Below are 16,146 nucleotides of genomic sequence, written 5' to 3'. Positions count from 1 at the left end.
GCGCTAATGCTACTTGTTCATCTGCTTCGCACGAGAACGTGCACGGCCGCGCTCGGTGGAGTTGAGGATCACCTTGCGCACGCGCATGACCTCGGGCGTGACCTCGACGCACTCGTCGTCGTCGCAGAACTCGATGGCCTCATCCAGAGAGAGGGTCCTGGCCTTGGCCAGCGTGACCGTTGCGTCTGCGGTGGCAGAACGCATGTTGGTCAGTTTCTTCTCCTTGGTGATGTTGATGTCCATGTCCTCGTCTCGGCTGTTCGCGCCGACGACCATGCCCTCGTAGGTTTCCGCGCCGGGCTCGACGAAGAAGTCGCCGCGGTCTGCCAGCTGCGTCAGCGCGTAGGCAGTGACCTGGCCGGAACGGTCGGCAACGAGCGAGCCAGTCGGGCGGCCCTTGATCTCCCCTGCCCACGGGCGGTGCTCGATGGAGTAGCTGTTGGCAATGCCAGCGCCGCGGGTCTCGGTGAGGAACGTCGTGCGGAAGCCAATCAGGCCGCGGGACGGGACGTCGAACTCCATGCGGACCCAGTCACCGGCGCCAGAGTTGCCCATGGCGGTCATCTGGCCCTTGCGGTTGGCCATGAGCTGGGTGACAGCACCCTGGTGCTCGGACGGAGTGTCAATGACCATGTGGTCGTAGGGCTCGTAGGTCTTGCCGTCGATCTCCTTGGTGACCACCTGCGGCTTGCCCACGGTCAGCTCGAAGCCTTCGCGGCGCATCGTCTCGATCAGAACGGTCAGGGCCATTTCGCCGCGGCCCTGGACCTCCCACGCGTCGGGGCGGTCGGTCGGCAGCACCTTGATGGAGACGTTACCAATCAGCTCCTGGTCCAGGCGCGCCTTGACCATGCGGGCGGTGAGCTTGTCGCCACCGCCGCGGCCGGCCATTGGGGAGGTGTTCACGCCGATGGTCATGGAGATTGCGGGGTCGTCGATCTTGATGCGCTCGCGGGCCTCCACATGCTCCGGGTCGCACAGGGTGTCGCCGATCATGATCTCGTCGATGCCGGACACCGCGGCGATGTCGCCGGCGACGACCTCGCCCTGGGCCGGAACACGCTCAAGCCCTTCCGTGACCAGCAGCTCGGCGATCTTGACGTTCTTGACGTGCTCGTTGCCGTCAGAGTCGTAGTGGACCCAGGCGACGTTGTCGCCCTTCTTCACGCTGCCGCGGTACACGCGGATCAGCGCGATACGGCCCAGGAAGGACGAGGAGTCTAGGTTGGTCACCTGCGCCTGGAACGGGGCATCGATGTCGGCGGAAGGTTCGGGGAGGACGTCGTAGATGACGTCGAAAAGCGGCTGCAGGTCGTCGTTGTCCGGCAGGCCGCCGTTACCCGGGTTGTTGAAGGAGGCACGGCCAGCGCGACCGGAGGCGTAGAGCACCGGCAGCTCGAGCAGGTTCTCTGCGGCTTCAGCCGCATCCGGATCCTCCAATGACGCGCCGAGCTCGAGGAGCAGGTCCTGGGCCTCTTCGACGACTTCGTCGATACGCGCGTCGGGGCGGTCGGTCTTGTTCACACAGATGATCACGGGCTTTTTCGCCTCGAGCGCTTTGCCCAGGACGAAGCGGGTTTGCGGCAGCGGGCCTTCGGAGGCATCGATAAGCAGAACAACACCGTCGACCATGGACAGGCCGCGCTCCACCTCGCCGCCGAAGTCCGCGTGGCCCGGCGTGTCAATGACGTTGATGACTAGATCGCGGCCATCCTTGCCCGCGCCTTTGCGGCGGATGGAGGTGTTCTTCGCCAGAATAGTGATGCCGCGCTCGGACTCGAGATCGCCGGAGTCCATGACGCGGTCCGCGACCTCGCCGTGGTCACCGAACACGCCGGACTGCTCCAGCATGCCGTTGACGAGGGTGGTCTTGCCGTGGTCAACGTGCGCGACGATAGCGACGTTGCGGAATTCGGGGTGCGACACTGCGGGTCTGCTCCTTCTTGCTTTTGCGTGACGACGCCACCGTCACGGCAGCCCCGCTTGAACGGTTAAACCCTACCCGCATACGGTGGGTAACGCGATGTTGGGGCGCAGCCGAACTGAAGACAGAACCCAACAGAGAATTCAACACAACGCGGAGCAGGACACAGGAAACAACACGCAACGCCCGCCCCAATCCCGACATTGGGACGTAAGAAAACTATGGTGTTTATGTTGCAATTGTTTTCAAAGTAACTAAAGTGCCCTGTGATAATGCGTTACTTTCCCGACGCGAAGGACCCAACTCCCATGCAGCTGAAGAAGCTCCCCACCCTGCCGGCCCTGCCAGTTCTGTCGCGCCCTGTCAAGGGTGCGGTTGCGGCCACCGTGCTTGCCGCCGGGCTCGTGGCCGGTGCGGCCGTCCCCGCCTCCGCGCAGAGCGCTGCCCCGGGCCTGCCGGGGCTATCGAACCTCACGTCGTCGCAGATTATCGACGATCTCGGCCGCCCCACCCCGCAGGTCCAGCGCGCCGTGACCGATTTTGCTAACCAGCCGTGGGTGCCGCCGCAGGTGCGCGATGCGCTTCTGGCAGCGGTCGGGTTCACCGCCGGGAAGGGAGAATCCGGTGGACCGGCCCTGCCGACGAACGGCCCAGCGTTCCGCCAGGGCTACTGGCCAACGGTGTCGCTGAACTGCATGGGCCCGGGCCTGCACTCCACAGGGTCCGTTATCGCGGTGCCGGGGCCGGCGGACTCTCCGCAGCCGGCACCGAAGGCCGGGGAGAGCACGTTCGTCTTCACCGCCCTGGGCACGGGAGCTGCGGAGAAGCAGCAGGGCCAGATGAATGTGTACTGGGTGAATGTTGGCTCGCTGCGCAGCGGTGTAACGCCGTTGGCCAATAACGGGATTAATCCCACAGGACCGGCAACCTTGTCCGGGGTGGCCTCCACGGGCCCCGGACCCGTTCTGGCAGTGGTCGACGGTGCGGTGAAGACAGGCGGGAAGTCCTGCCGCTTCGCACCGGTGGCCCTGACGGCGACGGTGAAGTAGGACGCTGGATGTAGGAAAGGCAATCGAGATGACTGGCACAGGCCCCCAGGTAGCCCCGGGCGCGGCAGATTCTGCCGTGGATCTCCACCCCGTCAAGCAGGAGACCTTCGACACGATGTCGAAGACGAACACGGACCCGAAGGGGTACCTGCGCGACGTGGACACCTTCACGGTGACGGATTTCGGCCTGTACATGGCCCGTGGGGCCAACCACCCGAAGTTCGGTTACCTGGAGAGCTGGTTGCTGCCGGAGCTCAACTTGCGCGCCAACATCTTCCACTTCCGCGAGGGCGTGGATGTGGAGCAGGACTTCTACTTCGACATCGCCGCCATTGATCACGAGGGCGAAGTGTGGCGCACACGCGACTTGTACGTCGACCTCGTGGCCATCCAGGGCGAGGCGATCGACGTGCTCGACATCGACGAGCTTGCCGCGGCCACCTCAGCAGGCCTGATCAGCGCCTCGGAAGCGGAGAAGGCGATCGATGCCACGCTCAACGCTGTCGAGGGCATCACCCGCCACGACGACGACGCGATGGAATGGCTGCGCGCCCAGGGCATCGAACTGACATGGGCTGAGGAAGTGGAGTTGACGCCGGTGGGTTAGGCGCTGTCGCGCGAGAAACGTGCGACGGTCTCTCCCCCGCGTAGCCACTCGACGACGACATCGTCTTCGTTCGCGATGTGGATCAAGCGTGTGGCTACCTGACGTTCGGCCTCCTCAACGCCGTCACGGGGACCCTCGACGCTGAACATGAGCACGCCGTCGGTGCCGATGACATCGCACGTGGCGTCCGGGAATTTGAACAAGCCTTTGGAACCGTCGCTATCCCACGTCGCGTCAATGGTTTGAGCGAAGTGGGCGGCCAGCCGCTTGCCGCACCGCCCTGGGCTGGACAAACGCACCCGGGCTGTCGATGTGACCGTTTCAGACATGCTCACACCATACATAACGGGGTAGGCTCTGCTCGTTCCCTACAGAAAGGCTCAAACAATGGCCGGTGGTTTGCTCGCACTGCTTGACGACGTCGCCCTGATCGCCCGCACCGCCGCATCCAGCATGGATGACGTGGCTGCCATGACGGCGAAAACGTCCGCTAAAGCTGCAGGCGTTGTAATCGACGATGCTGCAGTGACGCCGCAATATGTCACGGGGGTGACGCCGGCGCGCGAGTTGCCGATGATTTGGCGGATCACAAAGGGTTCGCTGCGCAACAAGCTGCTCATCATTCTGCCGATCGCGCTACTGCTCAACGCCGTCGCTCCGTGGGCGCTGGTGCCCATCCTCATGATTGGTGGTTCCTATCTGTGCTTTGAGGGTGCGGAGAAGATCGTCGATAAGCTTCTGCACGACGAGGATGAAGCCGCAGAGCGCGCCGTCAACCGCGATGCTGAAAGCGAAGACTCGCTGGTCCAGCGCGCTGTGACGACAGACCTAATTCTGTCTGCGGAGATCATGATCATCGCGCTCGACGAAGTCGCTGACCAGCCGCTGTGGATGGAATTCCTCGTGCTGGTGGCCGTGGCCATCTTCATCACCATCGCGGTCTACGGTGCGGTGGCGCTGCTGGTGAAGGTCGACGACATCGGTCTGGGCATGGTTGAGCGCGGCAATACGCCAAAGCTGGGCACCGCGCTGGTCAAGGGCATGCCGTACGTGCTCAAGGCGATCGGCGTGGTGGGCACTGTGGCCATGCTGTGGGTCGGCGGACACCTGATCATTCGTGGTTTCGACGAAGTCTTTGGCTGGCACTGGCCGCACGACATTCTCGCCCGCGGAGTGGAAGCAGTCGGCGGCGGTTTCGTCGGCTGGCTTGTGGATACTGCCGGGGCGCTGGTGATGGGTCTCATCGTCGGCTTCGCCGTCCTCGCTGTCGTGGAGCTGGTCCGGAAGGTGCTGGGCAAGTTCCACTAAGCTGGGTGATCCCTGCCAATCGAACCCAGCCATTCGTTCAGCCCTTGCATAACGCGTAAAGTTTCGAGTCATGGAACCGACCCCGCGCTACCCCCTTGCGCCGACCGCCTTAGGCGACGGCATGCGCGTGCGCGTGGGCAACGTCATGCACGCCACGGTGCATGAGAGTCTCGGCACGGCGGGCGGTGCTGGACAGGCAGGCCTCACAACGGTTGAACTGGAACCGCACCCGATCTCCGGCGGGTGGCGCGTGCGCTGGCCGCAGGCGCATGGCAGCGTCATCGGCGAGATCGCCGCTGCAGACCGCGACACACTGTTTCCCATCGACATCGTGCACGACGCGGGCATGATCCCGACCGCGACCGCCACGCTAGACGTCGCGCCAGGCACCGGCGTCTGCGACGTCACGGTCAACCTCGCACCGGCCGAATTTGTCATTCCGGGCAACAACCCGCTCCCCGGTTCGGTGATGCTGCCCGGCAGCTACGACGAAACCGTTATCGTCGACATCTCCACGGGCGAGTTCAGCGCTTCCGACATCGCGGACATGTCCCCCGGCCAGTGGCTCGTGGGGCTGCTGGTGCGCGGGCAAGACATTGTGGTCACATGCGACGGCCGCGTACTCGGCACATTGCCCCACCCCGAGGCCGACCTGTTGCGCTCGCTTATCGACGCCTCCCCCGCCCCCGTCATAGCTCGCGCCTTCGCCAACAACGGACGCATTGGTGTCGATGTCTCCCCTGCTTCTGGGGCGGGCGCAATCCAGCAACTTCCCGAGCTGCCTCTCGAGCCGGAAACCTCCGACGACCCCTGGCAGGTCTACGAATACGCCGACGGCACCCTAGCCATCACCGTCGAGCTCGATGCCGCCATCGACCCGGAGGACCAAGTCATCCCGTTCCCGGGTGCGCGGGAGATCTTCCTGGATTGGGAACCGAAATACCAGCCGCCAGCGCAGGACGAGACCCCGGAAGCAGCCCCGCGGGTGCGGGTGGAGCCAGTCTTCGAGCCGGTACCAGCGCCCGAGCCGGAACCAGAGCCTTTGCTGCCCCCAGAACCGGAGCAGGAGCCGTTGCTGCCACCGGAGCCGGAGCCGTTGCTGCCGCCGGAGCCGGAGCAGGAGCCGTTGCTGCCACCGGAGCCGGAGCCCGTGTTCGAGCCGGAGCCGGAACCAGAGCCGGAGCCCGCGCCGAGGCCAAAGCCCATGCCGGAGCCGGTGTTCGAGCCGGTGTTCAAGACGAAGCCCGAGCCGAAGCCCGAGCCGGAGCCGGTGCTCCCGCCAGAGCCGAAGCCTGCGCCCGAGCCGGAGCCGGTGCTCCCGCCAGAGCCGAAGCCTGCGCCCGAGCCGGAGCCGGTGCTCCCGCCAGAGCAGCCGTCCCCCGCGGAGCCACCAGCGCCGGAACCGCTGTTCCCGGCCGAACCGGCCGAGCGCCCCAAGCCGGAGCCGCTGTTCCCGGCCGAACCGGCGGAGCGTCCGAAGCCGGAGCCACTGTTCCCGCCCGAGCCGGCTGCGAAACTGGAGCCGTTGTCCACCGCAGAGCCGAAGGCTCAGCCGGAGCCGCTGTTCCCGGCCGAACCGGAGGCTCGGCCAGCGTCCCGCGCGGGGCGAAAACCACTGTTCCCTGCAGAGCCTTCGTCGGAGCTGCACCGCCGAGCGCAGGCTCATGTGCCTACGCAGTCCTTCCCGGCTCCTATATCGTTCAACCCCGGCCGCAGCAGTACCTCGGCCGATCTCGCCGGCGAGAACACGTATTTGTCTGAGGTGGAAAAAGTGCGGTTGCGGCGTGCTACGCGTTCTCGGCGCGCGGCACAGGGCACGGGCCGGCACCGGCGCCCCGACGATACGTCCAGTGTCGGGCGCCACAGGAAGCCGGAATAAAGCACTCGCCCTTTGCTAGAGTCCAATCCGGTTGCATCACCGCCCCCGGATTTCAAAGCGAGCTAGCCCCATGCATACCCCGCGTTTCCTTCGTCCCGGTCGTTCCCGTCGTTCCCCGCGTCCCCTGCGTTCAACGTCTTCCGCCGTCCTTGCCGGACTTGCCGCTGTATCCCTGATCAGCCCTGCGGTGGCGGACGCACAGAGCTCGTCTTCTTCCTCGAGCTCGTCGAGTTCGTCGAGCGACTTCAGCTCCGGGCTCTTCGGCACGCCGTCGGAGAAGCCGGTGGCAAAGCCCGGAAACAACCCCTGGAGCCGGGTCAGCGAAGGCCTCGATGTCACGATGGTCGGTGACCTGCTGGGCACTCACCAAAACGACATTGGTGCCGGTGCGTTGGATCTGGGAATCATGGCGCCGCTGGGTATCGGGAAGGAATTCGCCATCGTCTTCGGCGACTCGTTCACCGGCCGCGGTTTTGGCCAGGGCGAGTGGCTCAGCCCCATCGGTGCAGTCGCCGAGATGGACGGGAACGGCCAGATCACCTTGAAACGCCCGCTGAACAGTGGTGATTCTGTAAGACAGCTCATTGACTACCGTCACGACAACAACTTGACGTTGATTCCGTCTGATGTGATCAACATCAACGGGGTCTTGTACATGCAGGGCATGTGGAACGCGGGCCTGGGCAACATCGTGGAGACCCAGATCTGGAAGTCCACTGACAACGGCCGCACGTGGACGTCGGTGGGCACGACAAGCCCGCGCTATATGAGGGGCCTGGGCAACATGATCAGTTGGGAGATGGGGCCGGATGGTTTCATCTACGTGGTGTCGTCCGATTTTCGTCGCCAAGACTCGGTGTATTTGTCCCGGTTCCGCGAACAGGACATTGCCAACCGCGAAAGCTGGGAGATTTTCGATCCCGCCACCGGCACGTGGGGTTCGAAGATGGGCAAACCGATGCTCTCCAAGAACATGAAGGCCGGCGAGATGTCGTTGCGCTACATCGACGGCCACTGGGTCCTGGCGATGTTCAACGCTCAGACTCGCTCCATCGAGGTGCGCGTATCCGAGACCATCGCGCGCAATTGGGACGAGATTACGCCGGCGCGCCCCGTCGTCGCTGGCGACGGCAATTGGCGCCACCACCAGGACGAGAACAACTTCACCCAGCTCTACGGCGGCTATATTGTCCCGGGTTCGACTCTGGACAATATGGACTTGGTTGTCTCGCAGTGGAACACGTCCAACAATTCCCGCTACATGTCCACCCAGTTCAACGTGAAGGGCCTGGACAAGTTCTTCGGCGTTACCCCGTCGGATGCCCCGGCCCAGGTCGACCGCGGTGCGGTGGGCGACCAGACCGTCCTCGACGTCAACGAGTCGGACATCACGCAGGACGCATTGGACCGCCTGGACAAGGAGCAGGCGATGGAGGAAGCTACCGACGTCACACTCGTGCCGCTGGACTAGCTCGCCCCGCCGCCAGACTCGCCGCCGTTTTCGTACTCGCGCACAATGCGCGCGGTGACCGCGGCGATCTCTTTCACTACCTGGTAGAAACGCCCCATCTCGTTCCACACGCCGTCTTCGGACAGGACGCCGAACTGCGCGTCGGGGTAGTTCTGCATGTCGCCGCTCCAGCCGGTTTCGTAGTACTCGATCAACGGCGCCAGCTCGCTCCAGGCCTCCTCAAGCTGCTGGGGCAGGTTCTCGAGGGTGGCGTTGGTGCGGGTGATGCGGGCCAGTCGAGCGTCGTTAAGCGGGATGCGTTCGGGCAGATCCATGCCCTCTGATTCTAGGTAGAATGGAAGTGCCTGATGTTCGCAACACAAAGGAGGAACAATGGCTGATCAAGGACCCAACCCGTACGTCGTTGACATTGAGAAGGCGACGGTGGATAACGAGGCTTTCCGTGACACCCTGTGGACCGGCAAGAACCTCCAGCTGACCGTGATGACTATTCCGCCGGGCGGCGAGATCGGCGCCGAGATCCACGACGACCACGACCAGTTCCTGCGACTAGAGGCCGGCGAGCTGCGCGCGATGATCGGCGCGTCCGAGACCGACCTCGAAGTCGACCAGGTTGTCGGTGCTGACTGGGCTGCGTTCGTCCCCGCTGGCAAGTGGCACAACTTCACCAACGAGGGCGCTGAGCCCGCGAAGCTTTACTCCATCTACGCGCCGCCGGAGCACAACCACGGCACGCGCCACGAGACGAAGGCTGACGCGGACAACGACCCGCAGGAGACCGACGGCGTCTAAGCCCTCGCTCGACAGCCCCGAACGTACTGGAGGTGCGTTGCGGGGCTGTTTGCTTGTCGACGCCCCCTACACCAACGGCCACGGGAACTGGTACTGGTGGCGCGGAGCAGGGAACATGGGAAGCCCCGCAAGACGCAGCGCGCGTTCCTGCAGTGCCTCGACCTCTGCGGGCTCGAGCAGCTCGGCGATGTCGGCCGGAACGTCATAAATGAGCGGCGAGACCGCTTCGATGAGCGCCGAGTCGATGAACTCGCCCGCGAAGTCCCAGATCACGGTGCGCAATTTGGGATCTTGGTGAAAGCACAGGCCTTGATCGATACCCCACACGTGTTCGGGCCCGGACGGGCCCGCACCGAGCAGCACATGGCCGGACTTCCGGTCGGTGTTATTGGTCAGCACGTCGAAGACGGCCATGCGGCGAAACTGGTCGTGCAGGTCCTCGCGCGTTTCGTAGAGTGGGAAGTAGTGGGAGCCGTCATTGTCGATGTACAGCTGCAGCGAACCGGCCCCTAGCCCCTCGATGTCGCGCACGACAGTCGGCGGGACGAGGTGCCATCCAAGGTGTTCGCTGAGCAGGAACGCCGCGCGCTCCCTCCGCCATAAAGCGGGCGAGAAGTCGTGCAGGTACTGCTCCCCTGCTTCTGGCTTGAATACAGCCCATGCGTACTCACTGTCATCCTGGTCGCCGCCAGCGGTGATGTCGAAGACGAAGGTCATGTTCGACGACCCAGCCACCTGCCCCACGAAACCTAGTTCACCGTGGGTAAGCAGCTCGAGCTCCCGCGTGAACGGCGGCTGAAGCGTGTGGTCAGACAACGCGGCCCACTCCTTCGGCGAACTCAATGACGGTCACGGACGCCGGATCTGCTTTCGCTTTCTGGAATTCGTCCAGGTTCACACCGCGGTAGTGGGTAATGGCCGCCTTGATGGGATCTGCATGGCTGAAGCACGCGACAACGCCGCCCGGGAATTGAGCAGCTGCGCGCTCGATTCCGGCGACGACTCGGTCCTGCATCTCCACAAAGCTTTCCCCGCCGGGGAACCGGAACTGGCTAGGAGTCTTCTGCACGGTTTGCCACTCTGGCAACTTGCTCAAGTCGGTCAACTTCTGTCCCGTCCAGTCGCCGAAATCGCATTCAATGAATGCGTCGTCAACGACCGGCTCCAGCCCGAGAACACGGGCGGTCGGCTCCGCGGTTTCGCGGGTGCGTTCTAAGGGGGAGGTGAAGATGGCGTCGATAAGCGAAAAGCGTTCCTTGAGCTGCACAGCGACACGTTCCGCTTGCTGGCGGCCCGTCTCCGAAAGGTGCAAGCCCGCCGCCCGACCAGGCAGAACGACACCGGTGGTAGGGGTTTGACCGTGGCGGATGAGGAGAACGCGCGTAGTTGTCATCCCGGCCAGTGTATGGCGAGCCGGAGTAGTCTGGGGCGCATGACTTCAGCTCCGAATATCTCGACCCTCGGTGAACTGCGCGAAAGCGGGAATTACCCGTACCGGACAATCCGTAAAGAGCTGCGAGACAATCTCCTCGCGGCGCTGGCGGCAGGCGACAACCCGTGGGAGGGGCTGCACGGCCTGGAGAATACGGTCATTCCGCAAGTCGAACGCGCGATCATTGCCGGCCACGACATCGTGCTGCTCGGCGAGCGCGGCCAGGGCAAGACACGTCTGCTGCGCACGTTGCCGTCGCTTCTCGACGAATGGACCCCTGTCCTCACCGACTCCGAACTGCGCGAACACCCGCTGCACCCGATCACCGACGCTTCCCGGGCGCTGGTGTCTGAGAACGGCGACGCGACCCCGATTTCATGGCTGCACCGCGACGAACGCTACTCCGAAAAGCTCGCCACCCCGGACACATCCGTGGCGGATCTGATCGGCGATGTGGACCCGATGCGTGTGGCCGAAGGCCGCAGACTCGGTGACCCGGAGACCATCCACTACGGGCTCATCCCCCGCTCCAACCGTGGCATTGTGGCCATCAACGAGCTTCCTGACCTGGCTGAACGCATTCAGGTAGCCATGCTCAACGTCATGGAGGAAGCAGATATTCAAATCCGCGGGTACATGCTGCGCCTGCCCCTCGATGTGCTGGTCGTGGCGAGCGCCAACCCGGAGGATTACACGAACCGCGGACGCATCATCACCCCGCTCAAGGACCGCTTCGGCGCGGAGATCCGCACCCACTACCCGCTCGAGCTGGCCGCAGAAATGGCAGTCATCGAGCAGGAAGCGGATCTCACAGCCGAGATCCCGCCTGTGCTGCTCGAGGTCCTCGCACGGTTTACCCGCGCGCTGCGCGAATCCCCCGCCGTGAACCAGCGTGCAGGTGTTTCCGCACGCTTTGCCATTGCTGGCGCGGAAACGGTCGCCGCATCAGCTCGCCACCGCGCCGCTGTGTCAGGCGAGGACCCCGTTGCCCGCCTGGTGGACCTTGAAGCCGCCGTCGACGTGATGGGCGGCAAGGTCGAGTTCGAACCCGGCGAGGAAGGACGCGAATGGGAGTTGCTGGAGTACATCCTGCGCACCGCCATCGCCGGGGCCGTGCGTCGGTCGGTGCGCGAAATCGACTTCGCTCCGCTCATTGCCGCGCTGGACGGCACCCGGACAATCTCCACGGGTGAGCACGTCACTGCTGCTCAGTTCCTCGCCGGCCTGCCGGACCTTGACGGCGCAACGCTGTACGACGATTTGACCGCCGCCTTCGCACCCGAGAACGGCGCTGGTTCGGACGGCCACCGTGCCGCAGCCATTGAGCTCGGCATCGAATCCCTCTACTTGTCCCGGAAGATCTCGAAAGACTCTGGAGAAGGCGAAACAATCTATGGCTAGATCCCGCTACACCCGCTATACCGGCGGACGGGACCCCCTGGCTCCCCCGGCGGACCTGACGAAGGCACTGCGAGAAATTGGCAATGAGGTCATGGCCGGCTACTCCCCGGAACGCGCGCTGCGCGAATACCTCCGCCGCGGTGCTGACGGTTTCGAAGGCTACGACGATCTGGTCGCGCGCATTTCCGAGCGCCGCCGCAACCTGCTGCAGCGCCACAACTTGGGCAAGACGCTGCAGGACGTGAAGAAGCTTCTCGACGACGCTGTGCTCGCCGAACGCGGCCAACTCGCCCGCGACGTGCACATGGACGACATGGACCGGCAACTGCGGGAAATGCAGCTGGATAACCTACCCGGTTCCCCTGCCGGCGCAGTGAGCGAACTGGGCACATACGAGTGGGCATCCTCGGAGGCGCGCGAAAAGTTCGAGCAGATCAAGGACTTGCTCGGCCGGGAGATGCTCGACCAGCGATTCTCCGGAATGAAGGATGCACTTGAGAACGCGACGGACGAAGACCGCGCCGCAATTGCAGAAATGCTGCGGGACCTCAATATTTTGTTGGGCAAGCACCGCCTCGGCGAAGATACCGAGGAGGACTTCCGCGCCTTCATGGACAAGCACGGCGCGCAGTTCCCGGAGAACCCCAGCACGATCGACGAGCTCGTGGAGCTGCTAGCCAAGCGCTCTGCGGCCGCCCAGCGCATGCTCAACTCGATGACGGACGAGCAGCGCCGCGAACTCATGGAGCTGTCCGCGCAGGCTTTCGGCTCGCCGGAATTGATGAACCTGATGGGCGAGTTGGACGCGAACCTGCGCGGCATCCGGCCAGACCTCGACTGGCACGGCGGCGATCAGTTCGAGGGAGACGAGGGGCTGGGGCTGGGCGACGCAGCCCGCGCAATGGAGGACCTCGGTCGTCTCGACCAACTGGCCGATGATCTCTCCGGGCTGAAACCCTCGGATGCCGATCTCGAAGACATCGAAGATCTGCTCGGCCAAGACGCGGCCGTGTCCGCGCGCACACTCTCAGACTTGGAGAAGGCGCTGCGCGATGGCGGGCTTCTTCAAAAGGGTGACGACGGCAGCCTCAAACTCTCCCCGCAAGCCATGCGCCGACTCGGCCAGTCACTGCTGCAGGACGCCGCGCAGCACCTCTCCCCGCGGGAGGGGTCCCGGGATTCGTCGTCCGCCGGCCAGACCGGTGAACCGACCGGCTCGAGCCGCGCCTGGGAATTTGGCGACACCCAGCCGTGGGATACGACCCGCACGATCACCAATGCGATTCAACGTCAAGCTGCAGAAGAATCCCTGAGTGCGGGCCCAGTGAACATCACGATCGGCGACGTAGAAGTCCAGGAAACGGAGGCCCGCACCCGTAATGCGGTGGCCCTGCTCGTGGACACGTCCTTCTCCATGGCGATGGAAGGGCGCTGGCTGCCGATGAAGCAGACCGCATTGGCCCTGCACCACCTCATCTCCACGCAGTTCCGCGGCGATGAGCTCGCACTGATCGGTTTCGGCCTTTACGCGCAGACGATGGACATCTCCGAGCTGACCGGCTTGCCGCCGTTGCAGGAAAAGGGCACGAACTTGCACCATGCGCTGCTGCTCGCGGACCAGTTCTTCTCCCGCCACCCGAACATGAACCGCACGCTGCTCATCGTCACCGACGGGGAGCCGACCTCCCACCTCACCCCGGACGGAGAGCCTGTCTTTTACTGGCCCACCACGCGCGAAACCCTCGCGCTGACAGTCACGCAGCTCGACACTGTCACCCGTCGGGGCGCGAATACCACGTTCTTCCGCCTTGGAGATGACCCGAACCTCGTCGCGCTTCTCGACGCACTAGCCTCCCGCGCCGGCGGCCGCGTCGTCGCCCCCGACCTCGATGAGCTCGGATCCGCCGTCGTCGGCGAGTTCCTCGGCGGCTTGTGGTGACACAGTGGACCTGAGTGGCTATTCGGGCATTCCTTAACGTTTCGGACATTCCAGCTTCACGTCGCCGCCACCTCGCTCACCTATTTTCGATTGCGGTTCTCTGTCTCGGCATGTGCCAGTAGCTGAGTACGGACCGACATTTTCCCCCACCGCTTTCGAACCGAAAGGTGCCCACGCATGCGTAAGAACTTGCGCGCCACCATCGCCGCCGCGACGGTCAGCGCCCTGTCCGCATCCGCCCTGACCGTGCCGGTCGCATCCGCCGACGAACAGACCGCCAAGATCTCCATCTCGAATATCACCGACTTCCACGGCCGTTTCGAGCACGACGAGAAGAACTCCATTCCCGGCGCCGAGCGCCTGAAGTGCGCCATCGACCAGGAGGCCGAACCGTTCGGCGACGCGCACATTTTCACCTCCTCCGGTGACAACATTGGCGCCTCTCCGTTCTCGGCCATGCTGCTTGACGACGCTCCCACCATCGAGGTCCTCAACCAGATGGGCCTGAAAGTCTCCGCTGTGGGCAACCACGAATTCGACAAGGGCGCGGCAGACTTGTCCGAGCGTGTCATCCCGGACGCTGCCTTCCCTTATCTTGCAGCGAACGCTGATTCCGTGAACGGCACGGAGCCGTACCACGTCGAGGAAGTCGACGGCGTGAAGGTCGCTTTCATCGGTACCGTCACCGCCGACATGCCGAACCTGGTCAGCCCGGACGGCATCGCGGGCATCACGTGGAACGACCCAGTTGCCACCACCAACACTCTGGCGGAGGATCTCAAAGACAAGGGCGAAGCCGACGTTGTGGTCGCCCTCGTCCACGCCGGCGGCATCGCCCCGGACAAGTTCGAGGCTGTCGACGTCGCATTCCTCGGCCACACCCACGTGGTTGTTAACCCAGATGCCTCCACCACCCCGGTTGTGGCGCAGGCTGGCCAGTACTCCCAGGGCTTCGCTAACGTTGACTTGAGCATCGACCGTGCAACCAAGCAGGTCACCGTCGATGAGGCGAAGGTCGTCGACAATGCCACCGTCCTCGCATGTGACAAGGCCTACCCGGAGATTGCCACGACCGTCTCGACAGCCGCAGCGGAAGCCGAAGAGCAGGGCAAGCAGGTCGTGGCCAACACTCCGGTCGCGTTCACTCGCGGCAGGAACGAGGGCGCAGAATCCGGCACGAACCGCGGTGTCGAATCCTCACTGAGCAACCTGCTCGCGGAGGCCGCTAAGTGGAGCGTCGCGGCGAACTCGAACGTCACGCCGGACATCGGCATCATGAACGCGGGCGGTGTCCGCGACGATCTCCCTGCAGGTGACGTGACCTACAAGCAGGCGTTTTCCGTTCAGCCGTTCGGCAACGAGAACTCCTACAAGTCCATCAAGGGCAAGGACTTCAAGGACGTCCTCGAGCAGCAGTGGAAGCCCGGTCAGGACCGCCCGCGTCTTGCGCTCGGCCTGTCCAACAACGTGTCCTACACCTACAACCCGGACGCGGAGCAGGGTCAGCGCATCACCTCCATCACCATTGACGGCAAGCCGATGGACATGGAGAAGGACTACGTCATCGCCGGTTCCACCTTCCTGCTCGGCGGTGGCGACAGCTTCGAGGCCCTGACCCGGGGGTCCGAGATGTCTAACATTGGCCTGCTCGATGTCGACGCATTCATTCAGTACCTCAAGAGCGACGAGGAACTCGCTCCGCGCGGCCAGTCCGCCGTGGGCGTGAAGCTGGACCAGCCGCTCAAGCCTGGAACGGACGCCACTATTGATCTGTCTTCCCTGATCTACACCATCGACGACCCGGCCAAGAAAGTCACTGTCTCACTTGAGAACGCTGGAGGCGACAAGCTCGCCGAGGCATCTACCGACATCGATCCGAACCTCGGCGAGCAGGGCTACGGCGAGGCCGGCAAGGCCAGCGTCAAACTGGCCATCCCAGCTGACGCTCAGGGTGATCTGGTCCTGCGCATCACCACTGACGCGAAGACTGACGTCACCATGCCGGTCAAGGTGGAGGGCAACAACGGCGACAGCGCCACCGACGACAACAATAGCTCCACCGCATCCTCTGCCGCCAAGGGCGTGCTGCGCTTCTTCCGTGCGCTGGCTGCAATCGCCGCGCTGATCGGCGCACTCAATTTCTTCAACCCGAAGCTTTTCGAGGACATTCGGAAGCCTTTCTCGGGAATGATGTCGTAACCGGGAGCTAACACGACCACTGAATAGGCGCCGCTGGGGTTTCCCGGCGGCGCCTGAGCGTTTCTAGATTCTCAGTATCGCCTTTTACAGCGGAGCGAAAGCGTTTCTGCAGGTCAGATTTCGGACATGAACCTGAAAGGCGATA

The 16,146-nt window shown here is 63.9% G+C and carries 14 protein-coding genes; 9 read left to right on the top strand and 5 right to left on the bottom strand.

Features of this window, described 5'->3' with window-relative positions:
- Nucleotides 1-9 precede the first annotated feature (9 nt).
- Nucleotides 10-1,926 (bottom strand): translational GTPase TypA, encoded by a 1,917-nt coding sequence (gene typA / locus KBX18_RS06230; protein ID WP_255995256.1) that lies wholly within the window; start codon nucleotides 1,924-1,926, stop codon nucleotides 10-12.
- Nucleotides 1,927-2,232: 306 nt separating this feature from the next.
- Between typA and KBX18_RS06225 the strand changes: the two genes are divergently transcribed.
- Together KBX18_RS06225 and KBX18_RS06220 are read left to right on the top strand one after the other, a co-directional pair.
- Nucleotides 2,233-2,973 (top strand): hypothetical protein, encoded by a 741-nt coding sequence (locus KBX18_RS06225; RefSeq protein WP_255995255.1) that lies wholly within the window; start codon nucleotides 2,233-2,235, stop codon nucleotides 2,971-2,973.
- Nucleotides 2,974-3,001: 28 nt separating this feature from the next.
- Nucleotides 3,002-3,580 carry a DUF402 domain-containing protein gene (locus KBX18_RS06220; RefSeq protein ID WP_255995254.1) on the top strand — a complete coding sequence of 193 codons (579 nt, stop codon included), beginning with the start codon at nucleotides 3,002-3,004 and terminating at the stop codon, nucleotides 3,578-3,580.
- Here the strand turns inward: KBX18_RS06220 and KBX18_RS06215 are convergent.
- Complete coding sequence (locus KBX18_RS06215; protein ID WP_040423787.1) at nucleotides 3,577-3,909, bottom strand: DUF2218 domain-containing protein; 333 nt, start codon at nucleotides 3,907-3,909, stop codon at nucleotides 3,577-3,579. The genes KBX18_RS06220 and KBX18_RS06215 overlap by 4 nt on opposite strands.
- Nucleotides 3,910-3,967: 58 nt before the next feature.
- Here KBX18_RS06215 and KBX18_RS06210 point away from each other — a divergent pair, with 58 nt between their 5' ends.
- The 3 genes from KBX18_RS06210 to KBX18_RS06200 all read left to right on the top strand — a co-directional run bounded on the left by KBX18_RS06210 (nucleotide 3,968) and on the right by KBX18_RS06200 (nucleotide 8,238).
- Nucleotides 3,968-4,888: a DUF808 domain-containing protein gene (locus KBX18_RS06210; protein WP_255995253.1), complete on the top strand. Its 921-nt coding sequence runs from the start codon at nucleotides 3,968-3,970 to the stop codon at nucleotides 4,886-4,888.
- A 70-nt stretch (nucleotides 4,889-4,958) separates the two neighbouring features.
- Nucleotides 4,959-6,767 (top strand): hypothetical protein, encoded by a 1,809-nt coding sequence (locus tag KBX18_RS06205; RefSeq protein ID WP_255995252.1) that lies wholly within the window; start codon nucleotides 4,959-4,961, stop codon nucleotides 6,765-6,767.
- A 70-nt stretch (nucleotides 6,768-6,837) separates the two neighbouring features.
- A complete protein-coding gene (locus KBX18_RS06200; RefSeq protein WP_255995251.1) occupies nucleotides 6,838-8,238 on the top strand; it encodes a DUF4185 domain-containing protein in 1,401 nt (466 codons plus the stop codon).
- Here the strand turns inward: KBX18_RS06200 and KBX18_RS06195 are convergent.
- Nucleotides 8,235-8,552, bottom strand: a complete 318-nt coding sequence (locus tag KBX18_RS06195; protein WP_255995250.1) for a DUF4298 domain-containing protein — start codon at nucleotides 8,550-8,552, stop codon at nucleotides 8,235-8,237. The two genes, KBX18_RS06200 and KBX18_RS06195, sit on opposite strands and share 4 nt — an antisense overlap.
- A gap of 58 nt (nucleotides 8,553-8,610) precedes the next feature.
- Between KBX18_RS06195 and KBX18_RS06190 the strand changes: the two genes are divergently transcribed.
- On the top strand, nucleotides 8,611-9,030 hold the full coding sequence (locus KBX18_RS06190) for a cupin domain-containing protein (protein WP_255995249.1): 420 nt from the start codon (nucleotides 8,611-8,613) through the stop codon (nucleotides 9,028-9,030).
- A gap of 66 nt (nucleotides 9,031-9,096) precedes the next feature.
- Here KBX18_RS06190 and KBX18_RS06185 read toward each other — a convergent pair whose 3' ends face one another.
- Together KBX18_RS06185 and KBX18_RS06180 are read right to left on the bottom strand one after the other, a co-directional pair.
- Nucleotides 9,097-9,846: an SCO1664 family protein gene (locus KBX18_RS06185; RefSeq protein WP_255995248.1), complete on the bottom strand. Its 750-nt coding sequence runs from the start codon at nucleotides 9,844-9,846 to the stop codon at nucleotides 9,097-9,099.
- Nucleotides 9,839-10,423 carry a histidine phosphatase family protein gene (locus tag KBX18_RS06180; RefSeq protein ID WP_255995247.1) on the bottom strand — a complete coding sequence of 195 codons (585 nt, stop codon included), beginning with the start codon at nucleotides 10,421-10,423 and terminating at the stop codon, nucleotides 9,839-9,841. Before KBX18_RS06180 ends, KBX18_RS06185 begins: the two co-directional genes overlap by 8 nt.
- Before the next feature lie 39 nt (nucleotides 10,424-10,462).
- Here KBX18_RS06180 and KBX18_RS06175 point away from each other — a divergent pair, with 39 nt between their 5' ends.
- The 3 genes from KBX18_RS06175 to KBX18_RS06165 all read left to right on the top strand — a co-directional run bounded on the left by KBX18_RS06175 (nucleotide 10,463) and on the right by KBX18_RS06165 (nucleotide 16,001).
- A complete protein-coding gene (locus KBX18_RS06175) occupies nucleotides 10,463-11,863 on the top strand; it encodes a magnesium chelatase (protein WP_255995246.1) in 1,401 nt (466 codons plus the stop codon).
- On the top strand, nucleotides 11,856-13,802 hold the full coding sequence (locus tag KBX18_RS06170) for a VWA domain-containing protein (protein WP_255995245.1): 1,947 nt from the start codon (nucleotides 11,856-11,858) through the stop codon (nucleotides 13,800-13,802). The genes KBX18_RS06175 and KBX18_RS06170 overlap by 8 nt, the downstream gene beginning before the upstream one ends.
- Before the next feature lie 177 nt (nucleotides 13,803-13,979).
- Complete coding sequence (locus KBX18_RS06165; protein WP_255995244.1) at nucleotides 13,980-16,001, top strand: bifunctional UDP-sugar hydrolase/5'-nucleotidase; 2,022 nt, start codon at nucleotides 13,980-13,982, stop codon at nucleotides 15,999-16,001.
- Nucleotides 16,002-16,146 lie beyond the last annotated feature (145 nt).

Source organism: Corynebacterium sp. CCUG 69979 (assembly GCF_024454095.1).
Classification (GTDB): Bacteria; Actinomycetota; Actinomycetes; order Mycobacteriales; family Mycobacteriaceae; genus Corynebacterium; species Corynebacterium genitalium.
This window is presented reverse-complemented; position numbering and strand designations above follow the sequence as displayed.

Bases quoted from the DNA above. Each gene is read 5' to 3' on its own strand.
- KBX18_RS06220 (WP_255995254.1), top strand. From the start codon at position 3,002: ATGACTGGCACAGGCCCCCAGGTAGCCCCGGGCGCGGCAGATTCTGCC.
- KBX18_RS06225 (WP_255995255.1), top strand. From the start codon at position 2,233: ATGCAGCTGAAGAAGCTCCCCACCCTGCCGGCCCTGCCAGTTCTGTCG.
- KBX18_RS06170 (WP_255995245.1), top strand. From the start codon at position 11,856: ATGGCTAGATCCCGCTACACCCGCTATACCGGCGGACGGGACCCCCTG.
- KBX18_RS06190 (WP_255995249.1), top strand. From the start codon at position 8,611: ATGGCTGATCAAGGACCCAACCCGTACGTCGTTGACATTGAGAAGGCG.
- KBX18_RS06195 (WP_255995250.1), bottom strand. From the start codon at position 8,552: ATGGATCTGCCCGAACGCATCCCGCTTAACGACGCTCGACTGGCCCGC.
- KBX18_RS06165 (WP_255995244.1), top strand. From the start codon at position 13,980: ATGCGTAAGAACTTGCGCGCCACCATCGCCGCCGCGACGGTCAGCGCC.
- KBX18_RS06200 (WP_255995251.1), top strand. From the start codon at position 6,838: ATGCATACCCCGCGTTTCCTTCGTCCCGGTCGTTCCCGTCGTTCCCCG.
- KBX18_RS06210 (WP_255995253.1), top strand. From the start codon at position 3,968: ATGGCCGGTGGTTTGCTCGCACTGCTTGACGACGTCGCCCTGATCGCC.
- KBX18_RS06180 (WP_255995247.1), bottom strand. From the start codon at position 10,423: ATGACAACTACGCGCGTTCTCCTCATCCGCCACGGTCAAACCCCTACC.
- KBX18_RS06215 (WP_040423787.1), bottom strand. From the start codon at position 3,909: ATGTCTGAAACGGTCACATCGACAGCCCGGGTGCGTTTGTCCAGCCCA.
- KBX18_RS06205 (WP_255995252.1), top strand. From the start codon at position 4,959: ATGGAACCGACCCCGCGCTACCCCCTTGCGCCGACCGCCTTAGGCGAC.
- KBX18_RS06175 (WP_255995246.1), top strand. From the start codon at position 10,463: ATGACTTCAGCTCCGAATATCTCGACCCTCGGTGAACTGCGCGAAAGC.